Here is a 21,585-nt window from a genome sequence, read left to right on the forward strand (position 1 = left end):
GCTGACCATCATCACTTAAAGTGCTTGAGCCCAAGTCGGCCACACTTCCGAAAACTTCTTGCGACCGAGATCTCAATTGTTGTGTACAGACCAATCCACTCATTGAACTTGATTTAGGAACAGTTCGGCAAATTAGTCCTGATAAACGCACTTCTCGTCAGTAACGGTTACGAGCGTTATATTCTCGTTATTCCGTCTAGGGCCAAACGGTGTTGGGTTTCACATATACCAAAAGTCTTCTTCTCGGCGCTCGATGAGCGGCTCGGCCTGCTCTCGGCGAATGAGAACTTTTTGATGTCAAGGGATTTAAATTTGTTGACTTGGGAAGATCAACCCGCGATGATGCGCTTATTTTGAACCGCAAAGCGCAGTAGAGCATTGGCGCCTTCAATATTCAATTTTCGGCAGATGTTCGTTCTGTGATTCTCAACGGTGCGATAGTGAATTGAAAGCTCCGCCCCGATCTCTTTACTCGACAACCCCTCCGAAATCAGGCTGAGAATTCGCTGTTCCGCAGGTGTCAAATTTGCCAGCAACGGCTCACGCGGCTCCTGCTTAGACTGCAAAAGCTGTAGCGCGATGGCAGTGCTGAGATACTGTTCGCCAGCAAGAACAGCGCGAATCGCCGCAGGAATCTCCTGGATCGCACTGTCTTTGAGCAGATAACCATTGCCGCCCGCCTTCAGAGCAGCCCGCAGAATGTCCTCGTCTTTATGAAACGAAAGAAAGATGATGCGCGTCCTGAGTCCGGCCTCTCGAATCTTGCCTGCAACCTCAAGCCCGCTCATCTTCGGCATCTCCACGTCGAGAAGCGCCAGGTCCGGATCGAGCTTTTGGACCAGACTCCACGCCGCCTCCCCGTCACCAGCCTCGCCGATGACGTCGAATGACTCATCTTCCTCGATACTGAGCTTCAAACCTTTGCGGACTACGGGATGATCGTCCGAGAGGACAATACGCACCTTCGCGTCCATAAATAGCCTCGTTAGATTTCAAATAGCGTATTCGGGTCGCTGCGATCTCAGCGCAAATTCTACCGTAGATTTCCCTCAGAACTTTTCGCTTGGCCGCCTGCCCGAAAATCCCGTTATTTAAAAGCTGTTCTCAATCGTTCGCTCGCTGCATAATTTCGATACGTACTTCATGTCTGCGCCCCCGCATAATCATCGGATCTTTCGACTCAGCGTCACATTGCTGTCGTTCGCGATTCTGACCGGGGTAGCACTCGCAACGCAATACCGCATGAAGACCTGGACGGTGGAAGACGGCCTTCCTCAAAATGTAATCCGAGGCATCGCACAGACCGAGGACGGCTATCTCTGGGTCGCCACGCTCAACGGCCTCGCACGTTTCGATGGCGTCCGCTTCACCGTATTCAACAAAGGCAACACGCCCGGCATCAACTCGAATCGTTTTGGCTCGATGGTTAAAGATAATAACGGCGATCTTTGGCTTACTCTCGAAAGCGGCTCACTCACTCGATACCACAAGGGCACCTTCCACACCTATGGCCCGGAAGATGGTATCCCTGAAGACACAATTCGAGGAACAGCCTTAGACAAATATGGCAACCTATGGGTTCTGTCTCAAAACTCCATCCTGAAGTGGAAGAGCAAATCATCAGAGTTCGTCGACCAGACCCCAGCCGAAGTCAAAGTCGGTTATCAACCGCTTCGATGGGAGAACACAGGCTTCTGGGCCAAGCAAGCCTCCACGCTCTACATCTTCGCCGAGGGCAAACTCGTCGAATACCCTTTGCCGGCATGGCTTTCGCGCAACGCCATATGGGACGTCGGTATCGACGGTGGCAGAAATATCTGGATTGAAACCTATGACGGCAAACAATGCTTCATCCAAGCAGGAAAGACCGAGATACAGACAGTCAATCCGAAAGCCCCTCTCGCAATCACCTATCGCGACGCCCACGGAAACCTCTGGACCGCGCACGTTGGCCAGCACCTCGTGCTCTCGCTCGACTTGGTCTCCTCGGGAAAGCCAACTACGATCGAATACACTCGCTTCCTCGAAGATAAAGAGGGCAATGTCTGGGTTGGAACCGAAGGCGACGGCGTGCATCAACTGCGCGAGCAGGTAATCCATGTCTACAGCAAAGCTGAGGGCATCATCGATCAGGACATCTTCCCCGTCTACCAAGAGCCCTCCGGAGCCATCTGGCTGGGAGCCTGGTCCTCTGGTCTAAGTCGCTTTCAGGACGGAAAATTTACCAACTATACCACCGAAAACGGTCTTCCCGGACGGCTCGTAAGCGCCCTCGGCGGCGATCGCGAAGGAAACCTGTGGGTCGGAACGCACGGTGGCCTCGCGGTCTTTCGCAACGGAGAGTTTCACAAACCGGATGTGCCTCTTCCCGTCGATTCAACCGTCCTCGCGATTTTCGAAGACAAAGGAGGCACTCTCTGGCTGGGAACTACAAATGGCCTGGTGGCTTATCGCAACGGCCCTGCCAAAACCCTGACGCAGCAAGATGGGCTGGCTTCAAACGACGTGCGCGTCATTATTCAGAGTGCCTCCGGAGACATTTGGGCAGGCGGTTACGGTGGCCTCACTCGCATTCACGATGGCCAGTTCACGCATTGGACGGAGCGCGATGGCCTGCCCGGCAACAGCATCCGCGCCCTTTATGAAGATCACGACGGTGTCCTCTGGATCGGCGGCTACGACGGTGGGCTTGGCCGATACAAGGATGGAAAGTTCGTGCGCTACACCCAGCGCAACGGCCTCTTCGACGACGGCGTCTTTCAGATCCTCGAAGACAAAAGAGAAAATCTCTGGATGAGCAGCAATCGCGGAATCTATCGAATCGCCAAACAGGATCTGAACGAATTTGCCGACGGAAAACGTTCGTCGATCAACTCCGTCGCCTATGGAAAAGTCGATGGCATGTTGAACGTGGAATGCAACGGCGGCATGTGGCCGGCTGGCATCAAAGCCCAGGACGGCACCCTTTGGTTTCCCACACAGGACGGCGCAGCCGTCGTCGATCCGGATCTCGTCAGTACCAATCCCCATCCGCCACCCGTTGTCATCGAAACCGCATTGGTGGACCATCTTCCCGTTCCGCTCAACGGCGGGCTTCAGATTCCCCCAGACAAGCAGAATCTCGAGATCGAATACACCGCGCTCAGCTTTATCCGTTCCGATCAGATTCGTTTCCGCTATCAGATGGAGGGACTCGATTCCAATTGGATCGACGCCGGCTCCCGGCGCACCGCGTATTACACGCACCTGCCCCCAGGCTCCTATACCTTCCACGTCATCGCCGATAACAGCGACGGCATCTGGAACACGAACGGGCAAAGCATGGAGATCACCATTCTCGCTCCTTTCTATCTCCGATGGTGGTTCATTGCACTCGAAGTTCTGGCTGCGGCGGCCCTGGTCAGCCTCATACTCTACTACCGAATCTCCCGGCTGCAACAGGCCCAGGCCGCGCAGCACATCTTCTCCCGCCAGCTCATCTCATCTCAGGAGAGCGAACGTCAGCGCATCGCCGCCGAGCTTCACGACAGCCTCGGACAGCGCCTGATCATCATCAGCAATCTTGCCCAGTTGAGCTTGCGAGCTCAGGCAAAAGGCTCAGCCGCCATCGCCGAAACCGTGCAGGAGATCGGCGCTGAAGCCGCGCTCGCAATTCAGGAGACACGCGAAATCTCGTACAATCTGCGCCCGCTCCAACTTGACCGGCTAGGACTCACAAAAGCGGTGGAAACACTAATTCGTACCGTCTCCTCCGCCTCCGGAATCAAAATCAATGCCACCGTCGACAACATCGACGACGCTGTCCCGGACGCGCTGCGCATCAACTTCTATCGCATCGTTCAGGAGTCGCTCAATAACGTGATGAAACACTCCGGCGCATCCGAAGCCGAGGTCACCGTCCTTCGCGACGTCGAACATCTCGTCTTGTCCGTACGCGATAATGGAATCGGCTTCAGTGCCGGAAGCCGATCCGAAGGAAGCGGGAACGGCTTCGGACTCACCGGCATGGAGGAGCGAGCTAGATCTCTCGGTGGCAGTTTTCGCATCCGTTCAACAGCAAATCACGGAACGGTGATGACCGTCGAAATCCCGCTCGCCGGGAAAGGATCGAAGTAGCAGCAACTATGCTTTGGTGAATCAGCAATGAGGCATCGGATAGAGCGACATCGCGCGTCGGCCCTTCGCATCCAAGGATGCATTGTGTTGGCGATCGCACTTTCGACTTTGGTGGGCTGCAAGCTGAACCACAGCAGGACTCTAACGGTTCATATCTCCATGGTGCCTCCCGCCTCAGTCGGCGGCCCTTCGCAGATGATGCAGATCGCCGGACGCATCAGCGATACCGCTCCCGACACCGAGATCGTCCTTTATGCGCACAGCGGCGTTTGGTGGCTCCAGCCCCTTACTGACCAGCCTTACACCAAAATTCAGCCCGACCTCTCCTGGAAAAACACAACCCATCTCGGTTCCGAGTATGCAGCGCTCCTCGTTCAATCGGGATATCATCCTGCAGCGAAGATCATGTCCCTCCCCGAGGTCGGAAACGGTGTCCTCGCGGTCACAGTCGTCAAGGGACGATCAGGCTATGTCACGTCGAGATCAAAAGTTCATTTCAGTGGATACGACTGGATCGTGCAGACAGGCGTCAGCGATCATGGCGGGCAACCCTACGCCTACGATGCGGCCAACGTCTGGACCGATGGAGATGCAAATCTCCATCTCCGCATGGCCAACCACGACGGACACTGGGCCTGCGCCGAACTCATGCTCGACAAGAGCCTGGGCTACGGAACCTACATCTTCTCCACCGAAGACAGTACGCATCTCAAACCGTCCGCGGTCCTGGGCATGTTCCTCTGGGACGACGAACAATCGACCAACTTCCGCAACGAGCTGGATATGGAATTCAGCCGATGGGGTATTGCAAGCGGCCACAACGCCCAGTATGTCATCCAGCCGTTCTATGCCCCGGACAATCTCTCTCGCTTCGATGTCCCCTCGGGTCCGCTGACTCACGCCTTCACGTGGCAGCCGGATCGTGTCAGCTTCAAAACCGTAAGCGGACCGTCAGCCGACAACGGAAAGACGATCGCGCAGCATACATTCACCTCCGATATCCCACCGGCCGCCAACGAAAAGGTTCACATCGATCTCTACGACTTCCACCACAAAGACGCGGCAAATCCTGAGCCGGAAGAGATTGTGATTCGGAAGTTCGTCTTCCTGCCTGCGACCGGGTCTCGATAACCCCTTTCATCCCCCGCTCGCGTCTGTGTAGAACCACACAGACGCCTGTGTAACGTCCTCTATTTTTCTCGTCTTTGCTTCGCCCTACTCTTGGACCAGGTCATCAAAACGCAAATTTCGCGCCCCTGATGCCGAATTTATTGAAGGCGCGACCAAGGATAGGGACGATGAAAATGATGCTATTTTTTGTGTTCTCCATAGCGCTGCTCTGCAGCATGGAGAATCAGGAACTCAATGCCCAGACCGGGGCCACAGCAAGCCCGTCGGGTAAGACCTTCGTTGGCTGGAACACCGCCGCGACTCTCACAACCATCACCGGCATTATCCAGAAGCCGGGCTCAACCACTTCGAGCCGTTGCTCCGCCGGGTCCTGCGCCTCGCTTGCGACACCTCAGGGAAAGGTTCTGGTCCTTCTCGGCAGCTATCAAAAGAAGGCATTGCAAGACGTGGTTGTACCTGGATCTTCGATGCAGGCATCCGGACAGATCCAGGATGTTGATGGTCAGAAGCTCCTCGTCGCCAAACAGATCGTCGTTGGCGGCAAGACGATCGCGATTCGCAACGATCACGGATCTCTGATTCACGAGCGCACCGGCACCCGCGTGCACACACAGACGCTTCAGAATGGAGGCAACTAATGGCTTTGCGCAAATTCTACGGAGCCCTATTGGCGTGCGTTCTCGCCTTCCTGGTAGTTGGGTGCAGCGGTGGTTCCAGCTCGAACCCGCCCAGCGGTCCCATCTCAGTCTCGTTCCTCACCGCGCCCCCCAGCTCGCTGGCCACAGGCGCCACCACAGGTCTCGTAGCTCAGGTCACCAACGACAGCACGGGCGCTGGCGTCTCCTGGACGGTAAGCTGCGGCGGTTCCTCCTGCGGTTCCATCTCGCCCTCATCTACCGGCAACGGTCAGACCACGACCTACACCGCACCCTCCACCGTTCCCTCACCCGCAACGGTAACCATCACCGCGACCTCCGTCGCCGACAACACCAAGTCTGCCCCCGCAACCGTGACGATCACCTCCTCCGGCGCGGCCATCAGCGTAGCGTTCGCCTCGCAGCCTCCATCATCGCTCGCGATCAATGCAACCACCAGCATCGCCGCTATCGTGACCAACGACTCGAAGAACGCCGGCGTGACCTGGACCGTGACCTGCGGCAGCACCTCGTGCGGCAGCTTCAACCCCACCACCACCGCGAGCAACGCGGCCACCACCTACACGGCCCCCAGCACCGTTCCTTCACCCGCGACCGTCACCGTGACCGCAACCTCCGTTACAGATAAAACCAAGTCGGCCTCGGCGACCGTCACCATCACCAGCAGCTCCACGTCCGTCCTCGCCGACGGCAACTACGTTCTCCATGTGTCCGGGCAGGACCTCAACGGCCCCTACTTCCTCGTTGCTGCCTTCAACGTCAAAAGCGGCGCCATCACTGGCGGTGAGCAGGACTTCTCCGATCCCAACATCGGCTCGAGCGATGCACTCGTTCCCGCACAGTCAAGCATTATCTCGACCGGAAGCGGAAACAACATCCAGATTGTTCTCGCCACCGCCAATACACAGATCGGCGTCAATGGCATGGAGACGATTCACGGCACCTTCGTCTCGAACACCAGAATGCTGATCTCCGAGTTCGACGCGGCTGCCGCTGCAACCGGCTCTCTCGATCTGCAAACCACCGCAGCCACACCCTCCGGCGGATTCGCCTTCTCGATGAACGGCAACGACGACTCCTCCGACAACAATCAGATATCCTTCGGCGGTGTTCTCAACTTCACCGGCGCCACTCTCTCCACATCGAACAGCGTCTTCGATATTGCCGACGCAGACGGCACCGTTCTCACCCAGCAGACCTTCTCCTCCGGATCCGTCAGCGCTCCTGACGCCTACGGACGAGTCACTGTCAACCTTACTCCGAGCACGGCTTCGAACGTGCCAACCATCGCCCTGAGCGCGTACATCGTCGATGGTCACACCATCCAGATCATCGAAAGTCAGGGAGACGGTCTAAACGCCGATATGGGCGGCACGGCCCTGGCTCAGGGCAGCAACGCCAACAACTTCAGCACCGCCTCCGTCTCCGGATCCACTTACGTGGACGGCAGCATCGGATCGGACTCAGTCGGCTCCCTGATTCTCGGCGGCTCCTTCGTCTTCGGCGCAGGCAACACAGCCTCAGGACAACTCGCCTTCAACGATCTTGAGAACGTCACGCCCAATAGCTTCTCGGGTGCGAACTATCAGGTCAGCTCCACAGGACGCGTCGCCATCACCAATGTAATCCCTTCGAATCTCTCGAACATCACCTTGACCTTCATCATGTATCTCGACGGTAGCGGTAACGCAATGATCATGGGCGTCGACGGTGTGCAGCAAACCAGCGGATCGGCCTATCAACAGACAGCGACCCCAACCTACCAGGGGAACTATGCTCTCGCAGTGCAGGGCTCCCTCTACGGACCGGTGCTCAATAATGGCGAGGTCATCACCCTTCCTTACGGCGCCGCCGGTCCTGTGGCAATCAATTCCAACGCCATCACCGGTTTCACCGACTACACGTCGCAGGATGCAAATCCACCTAACTTCTCGCCGTTCGACACCTACAGCAACGCAACCCTCTCCGGTCAGGTCAACAGCCCGTCCACCGGCAACCTCAGCGTGACAGGCCTCAACTCCTATACCACAGGACAGGCTGGTCAGTTCGGCTACTACCCCATCGACTCGAACAGGCTTCTCGCCATCGAACTTGATGAAAACGCACAGGGCCTTCTCGTCATGGAAAGCTCCGTCCAACCCCAGCAGTAGCAGCAACAGCAACAGTAAACGCAGCAGTAAGACTGCGCATTCAACCAGGCAATCGGCGGGTCGGTCTTCGTGACCGGTCCGCCTTTACCCAATTCCCAGGGAAAAAGTGAACATTCTCATCGTTGAAGACAATCCTGCAGTCCGCAAGCTCATACGACGAGCGATCTCCTATCTCGCCACCGAAGTTAACGAATGCGAAGACGGAGCCGATGCCTTGAGCGCTTATGCGACGCATCAACCCGACATTGTCTTCATGGACATTCGCATGGGGCGAATGGACGGCCTGTGTGCAACAAGAGAAATTCTGAAATCATATCCGCAGGCATTCATCGTCATCGTCACCGACTACGATCAGGAAGACCTCAGACACGCTGCATTCGCCGCAGGCGCAAAAGGCTACGCCCTCAAAGACAACCTGCTCTCCCTCGAAGCATTCATCATCCAGAGAGATCTGGAAGATAAAGATTCTTCAAATGGCAAAACGGAATAGGCGCAGCCGTCACTTCTGCAGAGAGAATCTTCAGCTCAATGCAGAAAGGCCTGCGAGTCGGCGATTTTCCAAGAAACTGAATATTTACTCGACGGCCGAAGGCACCGGAATGAATAAATGCGTAAGAGCCAGTAATGAAACCCGTAAAGACTCGTCACTTACGAAGCGCGAAACAAAACAGCATTGTTCGATCTTAGGAGAGCAGCCGCTCGAGCTTGTCGAAGCGTTATTGTTGTTCACATCCATGGGGACGTCATTGGCAAGCTTTCCCGTGGCAATGTCGAAGTAGGGCTCACAAGCGACATAGGCTACCATCCCCCACCAGGACGACAAGGAAGAGCCTAATGTGCGATCGATTCATAAGAGCAGCAACGCATGCGCCGATTTTGACGCTCCATTTTGCGGGCCGGCGTGTAACAACACACGATGCGTTGTGTAGTGCCCTCTATTGTTTCTCCGTTCGTTCTCTCTTAATCTCTATTTGATGAATCGCGTTGATGGCGCAGTCGGATCACGCGGTTTCGAAAACACGCAGGCATTCTCTAACGATTCGGCATCTTGTTGTGTCGGAATTACTCCGACAGTTGCGGCCAGCCTGTGAATACTAAGTTCCGGAATAATGCACAGTGAATGATTCAGTTGGGGCTTTTCACATCGCGCTGGCGGCCGCAGTAGTCGGCTGGCTGGTATTCGTTATCTCTCATTCGTTCGCGGTCTGGAAGAAGCGCAACGACAATGGAGATCCTCACGTCTCGCGCGGCCTGCTGTACATAGGGTTGTTGTTATGCGCCGTGGCGTTTGCCGGGGGCTGGTTGAACCGCGAACTGACGAGAAGGGCTGGCGTCATCCTTGGCACCGATTTTTTCGTTGTGCGCGCACATGCAAAGACGACTCCCCATCTTATCCAAAGCGATTCCGTCAATGACGGTGCCAAGATCGCCAGCTTTGAGGATCCGGAAGCCGATCGGGAAGAGGAGCAACTCAGAGGCGAGATCAAGGTATTGGAGGACCAGATCGCCAGTACTCGATTAAAGCCCCTAGTGCTTGATCCTGAAGACATACGATTGTCCCAGGATGCGAACGACTCTCAACGTGCTCGTCTCAGTCAACTCGGTTATGGCGTATTGGGCGCCCGGCAATCCGATCCCCCTTTCATGCAGGTTCTCAACAACGATGACTTCGTTGGCGCCGAACAAGCAAAAAGCGATGCCGCCAGTGCGCAGTTCATGCGAACATCCGCTCTCGTTCAAGCAGGTGTTATGTCCCGCGATAAGTTGGAGGCGGCAAAAACAGCGGCGCAAACCGCTGCGAAGGAGTTGCTCGAGCGCGAAAATCTCATTCAGTCGGCAAAGGCAGGGTCCGAAGAGATAGCCTATGCAGAGTCAGCAATTCGTCGCGACGGTGAACGGGCAAGGGCCGAACGAGCGGCGGAGTTGGCTGCACTCGACGCGAGGCTCTCCGAGCTTCGGACAAGTCTGCTTCAACTTCAAGGGCAGCGCAGAGTTGTGGCACCGTTCGCCGGCACGGTGGTTTATCGTCACCCAACCCCAGCTCTCGCCGAGGACAGTAAAGTAATCCTCGCTTTGGCGAAAGGTCCTGGCTTCCTCGCTACCGTGCAGCTTCCGGCACGTGAAGCATCAATGCTGGTGCCCGGCCAGGAGCTGCGGATGAAGCTGAAGTACTCCCTGGTGAGTGAAGAGGTCTTCGGCCGGCTGCAGTCGGTTCAGGCGGTTCCAGGATACCCCGACCGCCGCGACTTACTGATCGAATGCAATCTTCCTTCGGAGCAGTTTGCAGCGTTCGCCTCTGGAGCCATACCTGTCACCCTGCAATGGCGGCCGCCGCTCTATAGCGATCGGATCGCTCAAGCTGGATTGGCGTTCTCGCTCCTGCCGATGGTCGTGTGGATCTTCAAGAAGCTACGTGCACATCTGACTCCACGCACCGCAAAGAATGTCGACGAATCAGAACAGAGTTCTTCCTACTCAACAGAGGAAGAAGAGCTTCATCAATTGGGTATCAAACTCGGCGAGAGTCTAAGAAACCAGATGCCTTCATCAGTCGTTGCGAAACAGGTACACAGTGCACTTGCGATACAACCGGCAATATCTGCCCATCTTATGAAAACGCTGGAGTACAAGGGGACGAGCCGAAGCGAACCAGCCTCGGGAGTGTCCTTTGCTAATCCTATGGTGGAAGATGTCGACCGGGTTCTGGCGCAACTTGACCCATCCGCTCGCGATCTTTCGGCGGTCTCACAATGAGGATTATGAAAACCGGGAAAGCTCACGCACGGCGCCTTCACCTCATGCCGACCGATGCAGCTACTTCGTGGCTCTTTTGGATCACACTCTCATTGGGGATTTTCATGACGGTGTACACCCCATACAGGCTGTGGTCCGAGGCCGCTGCACAGATCGACCACCAAGGCCTGAGTCTCGCTTCTGTCAGTGTTTACGTCCTCGGCGTCCTCTCAGGCCTGCTGGCGTTGCGCTGGTGCATCCTGCTTATCCTGTCGTATGCGAGTATGGCGAAGCACGAGCGGACGCTCTCGTCGCCGCGTGATGAGTCTTTGCCGTATGTATCGATCCTCGCACCCGCTTATTGCGAGGCAACTTGTGTTCAGGATGCGATGAGCTCCCTTGTGCGTCTGGACTACCCGGCCTACGAGGTCATCTTCGTGGACGACGGTTCCAGCGATAACACCTACGATCTCGCGCTCTCCTTTGCGGGGACTCATTGCTCCTCGCAGGGTAGGTGCGATGTGCGTGTATTCACAAAGCCCAATCAGGGTAAGTGGAGCGCTCATAACTACGGCCTAAGGCACGCCAGCGGCAACTTGATTCTTTGTATCGACGCCGATTCGCGAATCGAGCCCGGTGCACTCAGGTTGATGGTGCGACACATGCGCGACAAGCGCGTAGGCGCTGTCTCGGGTCAAATCAGAGTCCGCAATAGAAAGTCGTTAGTGGGGCTGTTCCAAGCGTTCGAGTATGTCCTTGCGAACGGCGCCTTGCGTCTCTCACAAGGTGCCACTGGAGCGGTAATGGTTGTTCCCGGGCCGATCGGGCTTTTCCGGCGCGAAGCTCTGGAGCGCGTGCAGGCAGAAAACGAGCGTTCACAAGCTTCTGAAAATCACGAAGTACCAGGGCCATTCTCGCCCCTTACCTTCGCGGAGGATTTTCACCTCTCCCTTACTATGCTCACGCTCGGGTACAGAATCGAGTACGAGCCCCATGCAGTCGCCCATACAAAGGCCCCAGCGACACTGGCCGGCCTAATTAACCAGCGATATCGTTGGAACCGCGGAACGATGCAAGTTGTCCTGTGGTATCTCAAAAGGACCCTGCGCGGAGGCAAGTCGCCGCTCAAGGTTACGGTATGGATTGCGGCTGTGTTCCTGCTGGATTTCTCCTTCTTCCCGCCACTTTATTTTGTTCTCCTCGGAAGCTCGCTTCTGTACGTCTTCCGCGGTGGCAGTCTTTCGAGCCTCGCTTCGTGGGCCGCGGCTGCATGTTTGCTCAACGTGATGTCAGGAAGTCTGTACGCCGTCGCACATCGGGATCAAATCTATCTCTCTCTGCTCTCGCCGCTCTTCGATTTCTATCAGGGCATTCTTTTGAATTGTGCCTGGTTTATCGCCATGGTCGACCAAGCCAGAGGGACAGGAATGCGATGGTAAGGCCCCCCGTTGTCATCAGGCACCACCAATACACTGGCCAGGACGATAACCGCGATGGGTAACCTTCACGCAAGTTGAATACGCCTCACCACTGAGAAGGTCCTCAACTGCTGACATTTAGAGATGCTCTATGACGTGCATCAGCACGGCGTCAAGTCAACTAGTTTGAAGCCCATAAGCTAAATTTTGATCTCACGTATAACCTCGTTTCGTATGCTGACCGGACCCAGCAAGCCGGAGGGTAACAAAAATGCGCGCGGAGTTGCCGGTTGCCAAACTGTAAATGTCGTACGTTCATCCGGACGGAGTGCTTCGTCACCAGCCAACCGATTCCACCAGGTATTGGTCACTAAGATCTCAATTTTGTTAGTGCCGGGCGATACTGCATCGGTGATATCGACGGAGAATGGCCGTTTCCAGAGAACACCAAGGTCCTTCCCATTGACGTGTACCTGAGCAATCACCTCGACCCTGCCAAGATCCAGCGTCACACGACGCCCAGGGATCAACATTTCATCCGGCACGTTCACATGAGTTTGATAAAAGGCCGTGCCAGAGAAAAAACGTATCAGGTTATCGGAACTATCGGCCCACGAATGCAGCTGGAGTATATCTATTTGTTTTAGAGCGACGCCTCTACTAGAACGAAATAGCACTTTCCACGGTCGATTCAACGGAATTGGTGCTGGAATATCTGGGACGTCGAGGTTTGTCCGCTTGCCATCGGCTCGCTCCAATGTGTAGCGACCAGGTCGCGATATTGTCGCGGAAGGAAATCCGTTTTCGGATCGCATAACGCGAATCGGACACAATCCTATGGATTCTCTAATAGGTTGATCGTTCACAGCGATTTGTATTATGGGTGGTTCTTGGACGGGATGACGAAACACCACAAACACTGACCCTTGTGGATCAAATGTCAGAGGGACACTGGTGCGATCGCCTGCATATGAAAACCAGGCGGTCTGCTCTACAACTCCACTGTCAGGGTGCCACAATTCAGGGATTCGACCTGAAACGCGAAAAGTAGCTTCGACGAATCGGAACTCGTCTGTTTGGTTTGAGAGAAAATATATCTCTGCGTTACCGGTCTTGCGGAGAGTCCACAGAATTTCTTTAGGGCACGAGATTGCGGATGCAGTTTTGAGTCGCCTCAGAACTTCGGGCATGTCGCCACCACCAAATACTCGTCCCTTGCCGAAACTGCGTTCGGCGAAACTGTCCTCGTGATTTTCAAATGTACCCCACAATTCAGACACAAGTTCTCGTACCTCCTGATCACAAGCGGGATAATTCTGAAGACTTGGCGAGCGGTTCGGCGGTGCACCTAGGATAGATATACCTTCGGCTACCAGATCACGTATCTTCCTAAGCACCGCAGGCCGCATCGTTTCAAGGGGCGGCAACACAAGTAAGCTGTAAGCCGGCCCGTTCGGTATTGTGAGTAAGCCGTCTTTAACGCGCACCCCATTGAGAAGAACTTCTGCATTTATAAAATCGTAGTCATAACCGTCGGGTAGGTCGGGGTGTCGCGGGCCGGCCATCTTGGGAGTATCTTCCCCTATGAAATAAGCGATATCGGCCGCGCTCCTACCTTGTTGAAGCAAAAATTGACAACGCCTCAAGTAATCAATCCATTCCTTTGATTGCTCAAACCAAGTATTGTGCCGGTTGAATTCCGTTCCAAACCAGGCGTTCACCCCCGGAACTTTTTCTTCCCAAGGTTGATGAATATAGACGTGCAGCATGAAATGGTTGATCCCTTGGGTATAGGCCCAATCTCCCAAAGTCTTAAGTTGCGCCGGGGAGTCGAGGAATGAGCGCGCAGATGTGAATGCCTCAGCGATGACAACTCGCTTCCCATAAATATGAGCGGACGACGATGCCGCTCGCACTTCTACATTCTCCTTTGCCGCCAACTTATCGTCATTCACCCAAAACTCCCCAGCCACATCATCTGCTTGTCCACCATATTGCAAGAATTCTGCCGGAAATCCCCAGGATCCATAAGGTTCTACTAAGAGCCGAAGTCCGTGTTGATTAGAAATCTCCCGCAGTCCTCCTACGTATTCTTTGGCGATCTCGTCTGCGATCAACCGTCGCATGTCCCACAAGAAGCGGTCTGATTGATTGCTAGTGCCCACAATCCGACCGGTAAGCACGGGAAGCCACGGTCGCGGATCGTAACCGAGGACCTTCTGAAATCGCTCGTGAAAGTTATCGGTCCAGTTTTCTGATCCGACTTCGAAACTATCGACCACCACATGACGAAGTGCGGTACGGTCAGACGGCGGCATTCTCCGAAGAAGCTTGCCGACGAAGCTGTTGAAATGAAGGTCGACGGCCTCACGGCTCATCTTGTCGCATTCCAGCCCAAGTCCCTCGATGGTGGTGGGATGATTTGTGATGCCGACTGGAATCATCCCAGAGCGAAGAATAATCCACTCCCCAGCTGGAACATCCCAACGCAACATTCCGTCAGATGAGACACGATCGTTCAAGTCAACTATTTGACGCGGTGCGATGGCAAGGTCTGGGGAGTCAGGTTCGGTCGAGGGGGGCCAAAGGTATGAATCCCATTCTGGCAGAGGGGCTGGATACATCTTGCCAAGTTCTTTCTCGACGAAAGAATCTAACCTCGCGGCTGCGGAGAGCTTGATCTCCGTGAGACCACCTGTTCCAATCAGGTTCTCAATGACAAGACGAAAATGACGTGAGGTGATAGGACGGAATGTTATGACCTTTGGGCCGGTGACCATGGGACCCACTATCAGCCTAAACTGAGGTCGGTCGAGTCCTCGTCTATCCATCACGAACGTTCGGACCGCCTTGAACACGCCTAAGGCGTCCTCATATTCCAATTTGCAGCGGAAATATACATTGCCCTCGATGGGATAGAGTTCTAGACTGCGCGCCGTGAATGGTTCTGCAACCACAACGTCAATGACGAATGGTTTCTTGTCTGCGAGTCCGGATGGGAACAAACACTTGGTTCTCAGATCACCGTCCATCAAATGTTCGGGATTTGCAATCTCAGGGGTGCAATGAATCTGAGGGAAGTGTGCGGCGATGGTATCTGTATCGTTTTTTGGCACCGGAAATGCCAAAGTTCCAATGCCTTGGAATGACTCTTTCGGAGTCGATAGCGTTCCTTCAAATCTCGCCGGTCCCACAATTCGGGTCTCTGATGAAACCACATAGCGCATAGATCGCTCGGTTGAAATCCATGGTCCACCTGATTGGCTCCAACCGGGGCCGTTGAAAATCCCAACATTTATTCCGACGCGCTTGGCCTCTCGGATAGCATGCTCAAGCAGAGACCACCACTCCTCTGAGAATAATTTGACATCGCCCAACGGCGTATCCCGACCTGCGATGTTTGCTATCATCGCTTCGCCTATTCCGACACGCGCCATAGCCTCCACATCGCGAGTAATCCCTTCGCGAGAGATGTAGTTGCTTACCCAATACCAATAGCACCACGGTCTTGTTTGAGCAGGCGGCTGAGCGAAGTCAGATACAAGCTGATCTGCCGACAGCAAATTCGTGGGGATCTCTGACATCTCATTCGCAGAGACAGTTCTAGGCATAACTACAAAACCCAGCCCCGCTGCAGCGGAAACGGTGGTGAGTTTTAGCATTTCCCGTCGATTCAAAGTTGTACTCAACTCCGCGTTTCGAATTCGTTCGATGACGATCCCATTAGACCTCAGCAGTGAAGCAATATAATCTCCACCGGCCGAGTTCGATTTGAGCTGGCCTATTTCGGAACCAGGTGACGTGGCTTTAAAACGACTACCAACCCGTCGCCTGGTTGGAGTTTTCGGTTCGGATCCCATACAGCGACATCGGTGTACTTGGCTAACGCAAACGACCTTCTCTCTGGACTAGAGAGCGCAATGCCTTCGAAGTTTGTCAGGTTAATCTTGGCAGGGAGTATTGGCAATGCGGAGGGTGTAGATGACCCGTTTATGATTGCTAAAAACCAAACGGACCCCTTACGTCGTGCCATGCCGACAAGTCCTCCAATTTGACTGCCGTCCATGACAATCGTCTCGTCCCAACTGGTGGATAGTTCTTTTAATACTTCGAGCGCGGGCGCGGCATCGGGGTTCTTGAGGAGGAACTCTGGATCTTCGGCGATTACGAGCCACGGCGAACTTAGCAAAATTGCGGTGGCGAGCTGATGGCTCCATGTGGTCTCTCCGGGCCACTGCAGATTAACTGGAGTATAGTCGGCTGGCCCCACCGCAAAGCGGGTAAAAGGCAGTGCCGCATTGTGACTTGCTGGCAGAGGTCCTTCCGGCATGCGGTTTAGCTCTATACCTCTGACAGCTTCTCTGGACATTGCATTTGGAAATGCCCGCTCTTCTCCTGTAGGTTTCTGTAGTCCGTGAAAATCGATCATTAGTTTTCGTTCCGCGCCTAACGCAAGCACACGTCGTTCGAAGTCAATTTGTTTCTTGCTCTCGCCATTGATGAAATCGATTTTGACCCCTGCGAGGCCAGCGTCAGCCGCATGATCAAGAAAGTCCCGCGCCTTGGCAAAGTCTCCCGAAGGATCACTGATCTCGTTCGAATCTTTCCAGGCAAAGACGCCAACCTTCTTCGATCGTGAGTATTGAACCAACTCCTTCATTGACTGCCATGGTGTTTCCCAAGTCTTCCATCCATCATCGACCAAGGTATATTCGTAGCCTAGTGCGGCGGCAAAATCGACGAACTCCGCTTCCTGGGCGGGGGTGCCCGTCTCGCGGCTCATATAACGCCAGACGAAACGGCCTTCATGTATGTAACTCGTATCGCGAAACAGGATCGGGTCAGGCGGTGGATTCAAGTTTTCCGTCAAAGTATTGTTGACTAAACAACCGAGGTCGCGACAGAGCATGGTGACTCTCCACGGTGTGGTGAGAGCTCCATTTATTTCGAAGCCCTTGGAACCTTCAGTGAAATCGACCTGCAGCTTACGGTTACCGATTGCGCGAAGGCGCATGCCACTGTAATTTGCAAGATTCGCCTCGGTTACCAATTCAAATCCATCACTGTGTGGTAGCTCGACTACCAAAGGTGCGGTCTGGATTGGTCCCTGCTGCGATATGGAAGGCAAGTTATCGACTGCCGTATGTCGAAACTCACCAGCGTAGCTTTTCAGCTTCCAATTGTTATTTCGTTCTCCAAACCATACTTCACCCTGTGGGAGAGTCCAAATGGACGTCTCCTCTAATACCTGTACAGGGCTTGCAGATTCAGGGAGCAAAATGCGCCATGCGAATCCATTGTCATAGGCGCGCGCTTCAATCTTGTAGGGACTCGCGTTTGCCTCTCGCACTGAGATGGTTAAGATGTTTGCTTTGTTCTGCGCAGTCGCCTTTGCGCCATGGAAGGGATATTGTTCGTCAATTTGATCCCTCGATATATCTCCGAGGGTAGGATGAAGCCCTATCTCATGCGGTGTAGTTTGATTGGGACTCTCGAGCCTCAAACCGATGTGCCCAGGGCCGCCCACGGGATGCCCGTTCCATGAGACCTGATAGCTGAGCCCCGAAGAATTGTCTGCGAAGATAGTGCCGCTAAGCGTTCCGTCGGGACTGGTAACAACTACATCAGGCGCAAGGCTCGGGGAAATTATCCTCGTAGACTTCGATTGCGCTTTTGCTTCGACCACTTGGAGCGATGTGGTCGAAGCTAAGAGCGAAGTGAAAATGAAGGCACGAGAGAGTTTAATCATGCAGATGGACGTTCAACGAGAACTAGCGAACTTTCAGTTCTTCATCCTATATTTTTGATCACTCAAAAATGAAGCTTTGCGCCAAGTTGTATCTGTCTGGCATTTTGGGAGCCGAGTACCTGACCGAAGTTAGAGTTGGAGCTACTATTGCCACCACCTTCGTCAGTTGGATTCGCCGGATTCGCCGGAGTGCCGGCGACAAATGTTGTGTTGGGCTGTAGGAGGTTGACATGGTTGAGTGCATTGAAAGCTTCCAAGCGAAGCTCGAGGGATGTTCGCTCGGTGATGCGCGTTGTTTTGAAGATAGACATGTCGAAATTAAGCGTTCCCGGTCCACGAACCTTCGAATAGTATCGTGGCACATTGCCGAAGCTGTAGTCCGGTGGATCAATGAAGGCGGCTGTATTGAACCACTCTGAGCGGCTTCGATGAGGAGCTGCGACACTGACGCCCGGAGCAAAGTTTGGTCGTATCGCAATACCCTGATTTGTGGCTCCCGTGAAGCCGAGTGGCCTGCCACTCTCCGCAGTCATGATGACGTTATATTGGAAGCCACTGACCAATCGATCCCAAACGCCGGAGTGGGAGAGAAAGCGTTGATTTCTGCCAAAGGGGAGATCGTACAAAGCTGATATCGTTCCGCGATGCGTCACGTCGATCGCGTCCACACTGTAGTCTCCATCAAGATTGCGAGGATTTTGGAAGCCGGTGCCTGTCTGAGTGATCCCCGAGGTCGTTGCAAGATCAGTGTAGATCGGGAGGCTCATCAGCTTACCGTAGGTGTAAGCGCCTAGTATTTGCAGACCATGATCCGCTCGCCGCTGCGCCGAAACATACAGGTAGTTCCCATCGAAGTGCCCACCACGAGGAAAGCTCAGGTACACGTTCTGCATATAAGGATATGGCTTGAGCAGGTTGGCTCGAGTAATGGTCTTTGCTCCCAGAGCCCCCGGCACGATGCCAGCGTATGGGTTGGGCACGGAGGTGTTGAGGTAGGCGGTCCCCAGACTGAAGTACTGCGGATCCAGAGTATCGATGTTATAGGCAGGAAGAAGAAAGTGAGTACCGTGATTGCCGAGATAAGAGACATCAAGGACCATCCCGTAAGGTAATTCGCGCGAGATCGTCAGAGTTGATTGCTGTGATTGGGGATCCTTCGCGCTCGGTTCAACATAGTATCCGCTCTGGCCGAGAAAAGCATTTTGTCCACCGCCTGCACCCAACGGTGGGGATGGGACTGAAGGAAGCCCGTTTGCCAATGTGAAGGCAGGTCCGTTGGTGGTAGTCGACGCATACGTAGTGGTGAGCGTTCCGAAGCCGTTTGTATTTCCAGCCGAGGCATCATAAGAGGCCTGCGCGGTCGTGGGGTAGTAGATCGCGAAGCCGCCACGCATCACAGTTTTGTTGTCGCTGGTCAACACTAGTGCGAAACCAATGCGTGGACCGAAATCGCCGAAATTCTCTTTTGCAAAATTTCGCCCATTGCCGTCCACCCCGGCATAACGGACCGCTCCAAGATAGCCATTGACGGGATTTATCTGAGTAATATCAAAATCGTCTATGCCGTTATGTTTCTCAGTGGGCTGGGCCTGGAAGTCGTAACGAAGCCCAACGTTCAGGGTTAGCCGCTGCGTGGCATGCCAATCGTCTTGAACATATCCGGCATACTGTAGCTTGCGGTATGCGATGCCGCTCGCAAGTTGTGCGTTGGCGGTGCTGGCCGCTCCGACCAGAAAGCTAGCATATTGATTGCCTGTTCCCGATGTAATCGAGGAATTAGTTCCGGCGGCTGTCTGGTTCGGGCTGAACGTGATGTTTCCTGAACACGGGTTGCACTGATTGTTATAACCCTCAGTAAACCGCCCATCGAACCCAAAACGCAGTGTGTGGTTTCCGAAAGTCTTTGTTACGTCGTCGACAAGTTCAATGGTGGTCGACGCTCGGAACCCGACTACACCATTAATTGTCGAGAGGCCATTTGTGAAAATGGGCGCTACTGTTGGCGTATCGTTTGCTAGGCCGAGCTGACCAGCATAGTCTTGATTTGCGGTAGCCCCCTGAAAGGGGAAATCGGATCGCAGCATCGCAATGCGCACGTCATTCAAGAGCGATGAGGAAAACGTATGGGTTTCAGATAGTACTCCAGTGTAATTCTGCAACGTATCATTACGGTTATACAGGGGACCATAGCCGGCGCCATTGTTGGTGTAATTCAAGTAGTATGCAAATCTTGCGAAGGCGCTATCCTTGGGACCAAGCAGATAATCGACACGAGCAATCCCTTGCCTCTCATTCGAGATGATCTTCGGGCTCGCGATATAGTTGTTCGCATGGGTGCACGGGTTGTAAGAGCCTGTCGTGTTATTGGGGAGAGGGTAGAAAGCTGCTTGCGCGGCTAGAGCCACTGAGTCGAGTTGGCCAGGCAGAATAGTATTATTCGCAAATTGGGTCCGGGGAGTTGTAGAGGTTCCGGTCGTGGGATCGTAAATCGGCACTGTTGTGCAAACGCCCTTTACCAATTGCCCCAAATCATCGAAGTTACCGCCCCGTTCCTGAAGCGTCGGCACGCTCGAGTAAAAGGGTGTGTCGTTGACAAAGCTATAAACTTCGTAGTTTCCGAAGAAGAACGCTTTGTTTCGCTTGATGGGCCCACCAAGCGTCCCGCCGTAGTTATTAAAGCGTAGCTCTGGTTTTCCAAAGACTGGTGTGGGAAAGGCGATGTTTGCATCGAGTGCATCATTTCTGAAGAACTCATACAAAGACCCGTGTAAGGTGTTCGCCCCCGAACGCGTGATGACGTTGATTACCCCACCCGAGGTGTAACCAAATTGTGCTGGTATGACTCCGCTCATAATTCGGAATTCCTGCACGGAATCCGATTTGACGTTGATCGCCACTTCACCGAGATAGTTTTGCAGGTTGGTCACGCCGTCCAAAAGATTGTTATTGCCACCTGGAACTCCACCTGATATTCGGATTGCGGAGGCTTGCGTGCCACGATTGGTGAAACCTTCGCTCGTGGCCCCAACCGCTGATTCCACACCTGCGCTTAGTGTTGCCAATGCGAGAACACTACGGCCGTTTACAGGCAGCTGTTGAGCCGCACGTGTGTCAACAGTGTTGCCGATCTCCGCATCTACTACGTCGAGCGACGGCGGAGTCGCATCGACCGTCACACTCGTCGTGAGACTTCCAACCTCCAATCTGACATTAGCGGTTACATTTGCCGCAGCATCTACGATCAGCCCTTTCGTCGACGCGGTGGAAAATCCACCAATTGATACCACCGTCGAGTACGTGCCTGGCAATAGCGGTTGCGATCTGTAGTATCCGCTCTCGTTGGTCGTCAAATCCTGAGTAATACCGGTACTGTCATTGATGATATGTACTTTCGCCGAAGGAACGACCCCGCCGCTGGAGTCAGTCACCGTACCTACAATGAACCCGACATCCTGTTGGGCATTCGCGACACCGATGAACCCACACAGCAAGATGATCATGAGGAGGCGGGTCCACGGGCGGCAATCACTGTTGCTGGACTTCGTGTAATGCGGGGTCCGGGGGTCGAAAGTCATCATGATCATTATTCGTCAAATCTCCTTAGTCAATCGCTTAACCAAATGGAAAAAAGA

The 21,585-nt window shown here is 54.2% G+C and carries 11 protein-coding genes; 7 read left to right on the plus strand and 4 right to left on the minus strand.

Translation table 11 applies throughout. The features are described from left to right. Nucleotides 1-329: 329 nt before the first annotated feature. Complete coding sequence (locus RBB77_RS21890; RefSeq protein WP_353063824.1) at nucleotides 330-974, minus strand: response regulator transcription factor; 645 nt, start codon at nucleotides 972-974, stop codon at nucleotides 330-332. A 169-nt stretch (nucleotides 975-1,143) separates the two neighbouring features. Here RBB77_RS21890 and RBB77_RS21895 point away from each other — a divergent pair, with 169 nt between their 5' ends. The 7 genes from RBB77_RS21895 (at nucleotide 1,144) to RBB77_RS21925 (ending at nucleotide 12,225) form a co-directional block, all read left to right on the plus strand. After that, nucleotides 1,144-4,116, plus strand: coding sequence for a ligand-binding sensor domain-containing protein (locus tag RBB77_RS21895; RefSeq protein WP_353063825.1), 2,973 nt, complete (start codon nucleotides 1,144-1,146; stop codon nucleotides 4,114-4,116). An 87-nt stretch (nucleotides 4,117-4,203) separates the two neighbouring features. Continuing rightward, a complete protein-coding gene (locus tag RBB77_RS21900; protein WP_353063826.1) occupies nucleotides 4,204-5,247 on the plus strand; it encodes a hypothetical protein in 1,044 nt (347 codons plus the stop codon). Between the two features lie 167 nt (nucleotides 5,248-5,414). Next, entirely contained in the window at nucleotides 5,415-5,885 is a 471-nt protein-coding gene (locus RBB77_RS21905) for a hypothetical protein (RefSeq protein WP_353063827.1), read from the plus strand. Further along, nucleotides 5,885-8,053, plus strand: a complete 2,169-nt coding sequence (locus RBB77_RS21910) for a beta strand repeat-containing protein (protein ID WP_353063828.1) — start codon at nucleotides 5,885-5,887, stop codon at nucleotides 8,051-8,053. Before RBB77_RS21905 ends, RBB77_RS21910 begins: the two co-directional genes overlap by 1 nt. A gap of 106 nt (nucleotides 8,054-8,159) precedes the next feature. Next, nucleotides 8,160-8,543 (plus strand): response regulator transcription factor, encoded by a 384-nt coding sequence (locus RBB77_RS21915; RefSeq protein ID WP_353063829.1) that lies wholly within the window; start codon nucleotides 8,160-8,162, stop codon nucleotides 8,541-8,543. 626 nt (nucleotides 8,544-9,169) lie between these two features. Next, entirely contained in the window at nucleotides 9,170-10,807 is a 1,638-nt protein-coding gene (locus tag RBB77_RS21920; protein ID WP_353063830.1) for a hypothetical protein, read from the plus strand. A 5-nt stretch (nucleotides 10,808-10,812) separates the two neighbouring features. Beyond that, nucleotides 10,813-12,225: a glycosyltransferase family 2 protein gene (locus RBB77_RS21925; RefSeq protein ID WP_353063831.1), complete on the plus strand. Its 1,413-nt coding sequence runs from the start codon at nucleotides 10,813-10,815 to the stop codon at nucleotides 12,223-12,225. Between the two features lie 179 nt (nucleotides 12,226-12,404). Here the strand turns inward: RBB77_RS21925 and RBB77_RS21930 are convergent, their stop codons facing one another. The 3 genes from RBB77_RS21930 to RBB77_RS21940 form a co-directional block, all read right to left on the minus strand. Next, on the minus strand, nucleotides 12,405-15,866 hold the full coding sequence (locus RBB77_RS21930) for a glycosyl hydrolase (protein ID WP_353063832.1): 3,462 nt from the start codon (nucleotides 15,864-15,866) through the stop codon (nucleotides 12,405-12,407). Nucleotides 15,867-15,985: 119 nt separating this feature from the next. Next, nucleotides 15,986-17,953 (minus strand): glycoside hydrolase family 97 protein, encoded by a 1,968-nt coding sequence (locus tag RBB77_RS21935; RefSeq protein WP_353063833.1) that lies wholly within the window; start codon nucleotides 17,951-17,953, stop codon nucleotides 15,986-15,988. A 62-nt stretch (nucleotides 17,954-18,015) separates the two neighbouring features. Further along, the gene (locus RBB77_RS21940; RefSeq protein ID WP_353063834.1) at nucleotides 18,016-21,537 is read right to left on the minus strand and encodes a TonB-dependent receptor; all 3,522 of its coding nucleotides are present in this window, start codon (nucleotides 21,535-21,537) and stop codon (nucleotides 18,016-18,018) included. Nucleotides 21,538-21,585 lie beyond the last annotated feature (48 nt).

This window comes from Tunturibacter psychrotolerans (assembly GCF_040359615.1).
GTDB lineage: Bacteria > Acidobacteriota > Terriglobia > Terriglobales > Acidobacteriaceae > Edaphobacter > Edaphobacter psychrotolerans.